This window comes from Candidatus Polarisedimenticolia bacterium, from assembly GCA_035764505.1.
Lineage (GTDB): Bacteria > Acidobacteriota > Polarisedimenticolia > Gp22-AA2 > AA152 > AA152.
On the sequence record DASTZC010000047.1, the window covers coordinates 1 to 2,794 of the forward strand.

General features: G+C 65.4%; 2 protein-coding genes. Both read right to left on the reverse strand.

The genetic code is table 11. The features are described 5' to 3' along the window. Positions 1-279: 279 nt before the first annotated feature. Complete coding sequence (gene istB, locus VFW45_03235; GenBank protein ID HEU5179778.1) at positions 280-1,053, reverse strand: IS21-like element helper ATPase IstB; 774 nt, start codon at positions 1,051-1,053, stop codon at positions 280-282. Next, positions 1,050-2,525, reverse strand: coding sequence for an IS21 family transposase (gene istA, locus VFW45_03240; protein ID HEU5179779.1), 1,476 nt, complete (start codon positions 2,523-2,525; stop codon positions 1,050-1,052). Before istA ends, istB begins: the two co-directional genes overlap by 4 nt. Positions 2,526-2,794 lie beyond the last annotated feature (269 nt).

Consider the following 2,794-nt stretch of genomic DNA (forward strand, 5'->3'; position numbering starts at 1 on the left):
CCAGACGAGACTAAACAAAGCCGCCACTGCAGCGGCGGCCGCCGCAAAGCGGCTGCAACCAACAGCCTGGGCCGTTAAAACCACCTGCGCGCCACCTCGACCGCAGGCAGTTCGCGGTCGTCGGTCCAGCCCATACCTCGAACTTCGAGTTCCTGCCCTGAAGCCGGGCCCCGGTTTCTTGTCAACGGACAGTAGGAAATCCCAATAGGCGGACAGGAAAAATCCCGGCGGGCGGACACCGGAATTCCCGGCGCGCGGACAGCATTTCTCCTGGTCGGTTCAGACCAGAGGCACCACCCCCTTGCCCGCAGTGGCATCGGCCAGGCGTTGTGAAGGTCCCTCGGTGAGGACCAGATGGGCGTGGTGAAGGATGCGATCGACAGTGGCTGTGGCCAGGCTCTTGGGCATGATCGTGTCGAAGCCAGCCGGGTGGAGGTTGGAGGTAATGGCCAGGCTGCGCTTCTCATAGGCGGCATCGACCACGCGGTAGAAGGCTTCGGCGGCCTCCTGACCAGCCGGGAGCAGGCCGATGTCATCAATCGAGATCAAGTCGGCCCGGCAGATGCGAGCCACTACCTTGCCAACGGAGGCGTCGACCTTGGCGCGAGCGATGGTGTTGGTCAGAGACTCCAAGGAGAACCAAGCGACCCGCAGGCCGGCCTCGACGGCGGCCCGACCCAGGGCCTCGCAGAGGTGACTCTTGCCGGTGCCGCTGGGCCCACAGACGACCAGATTCTCGGCCCGGCTGATCCACTCCAAGGTCATCAGGGCCCGCTGAGTAGCCGGAGGGATGGAGGAGCGCTCCTCACCCCAGCTCTCCAGAGTCTTGCCGGCCGGAAAGCCGGCCGCTCGCTTGCGCATCTCCTGGGTGGCATTGTCTCGACCCCGGACCTCCTCGAGCAGCAGTACGCGCAGCACCTCGGTAGGGTCCCAGCGTTGAGCTCGAGCGGTGGCACAGACCTCGGCGGCGACCCTACGCAAATAGGGCAGTCTCATGCGTCGGAGCAGGCGCTGAAGTTCATCGGGCAGGGCAGGCGGATCAGGGACCGTCATCGTCCAAAGCCCTCCCAGGCGCTGGTGCCGGGCTGGACTGAGAAGCTCTCGTCTGCGTTGACCGGCTGCTCCTGGTGGCCCCGGCCGTGATGCAGGTGACCGGCGATGGAGACCAGGTCGCCATCGCCGAAGCGACCCGCCTCGGCAGCCATCGCCAGCGCTCGCTCGACGACCTCTCGGCCGTACAAGGCGGTCAGGAGGACCGCCTCTCGGATCTTGCTCGGGATCCTGCCCACCCCCTCGGCAGCGGCCAGCTTCAGCCAGCGCTCGGCACCCGGCCCGATCTCCAGAAAGTTCCGCTCGTCTTCAGTCCGGGCTCGCGGTTGAGGATCCATGGTCGCCCTCCCATTGGGATGGTCGGGGTAGTGCTCGTCTAGGATCTGCGGCCGCCCGGGCACCGAGAGTTGGTGGCGGACGAGTTCCACCAACCCCTGCTCACCGGCTCCGGTGATGACCAGTTCCTCGCCTTCCACCCGGGCCCAGACCTCCTTGCCCTCATGGCCGGGCGGAGTCGAGTAGTAGACCGAGCCGAAACGGATGCAACGGTCGGGGTAGACCGTCCGAGTCTCCCCCAAAGCCGCCGCGAAGGGCTCTGGCCGAACCAGGTGAAGATGGGCTCGCTCCTCCCGCAATCGGTCTAGGGGCGCCTGGCCGGTCGCCCGATGGACTCGGCTGTTGACCTCCTCCATGACCCGCTCACAAGCTGCCTTCAGCTCGCCGAAGGATCGGTAGTCGGGCAAGAGGTTGGCCTCAGTGGGAACCAGGTCGGCCTTGGCAATCCGAACCGTGGCCTCGGAACCGCCTTTGCTCTCGGGGTCGTAGGACACACAGGTCCTCACCTGCAGTCCGTAATGCCGGCCCATCGCCACCACCAGCGGGTGGCGGACCGCGATCCCGGCCACCCTGTCCATGGTCACGGTCTTCTCGTTATCGGTCAGGTAATAGGTGGGTACCCCGCCGAAGCGACGCAGGCTCATGTCCACGCAGGACATCAGCGTGCCCAGCGTCCGGTCCCAGGTGGGGAGGATGACCCGGTAGCGGCTCCAGGCCAGCCAGACGCAGAAGAGGCTGCTCTCCCGGCTCTTCACCACCGGGCCCTTGGCCCAGTCCGCCTGCATCCAAAGCCCCGGCTCGGGTACCCAGGGCCGGTAACTCCGCCGCCTGCCCTGGCGGTAGGCCGTCTTGGCGCGTTCTACCGCTCGTCGCGTGGTCCGCTCGTTGCCCCCAAAGCCCATCGCCACCAACCTCTCGTGGACGACATCGGCGCGCACCTTGCTATGCGAATGCTCCACCAACTCCTCGATCTTGTCGACAAACTGGTCCACCAACTTGGGCCGGACCGTCCGGGTAAAAACATCCTTGCCCGCGTCGCGCAGCTGAACGTAGCGCTGGACCGTCTTGGGGTCACAATCCGCCAGCTCTGCCGCCGACCAGGCACTCCTGGTCAGGTCGTACGCCTCCAGAATCTCCATGATCTCCTGCTCTTGCTTGGTCACGGCTGTCTCCGACGTGTGCTAGGACGTAGACGGGAATCGACGTCTAGCTACGCCTTCCACAAGCCGGATGGACGGCGACTTGAGAGGAGAATTGCTGTCCGGCTACCGGGAAATCTGGTGTCCGTCAGCCGGGAGTTCAGTGTCCGCCCAACGGGATTATTAGGTGTCCGTCGTCACTTGCGTGTGAAGCAAGCGCCCCTCTCTGGCACTGGTCTTGGCGCGATCGCCGGTTCAGTAGAGCGATT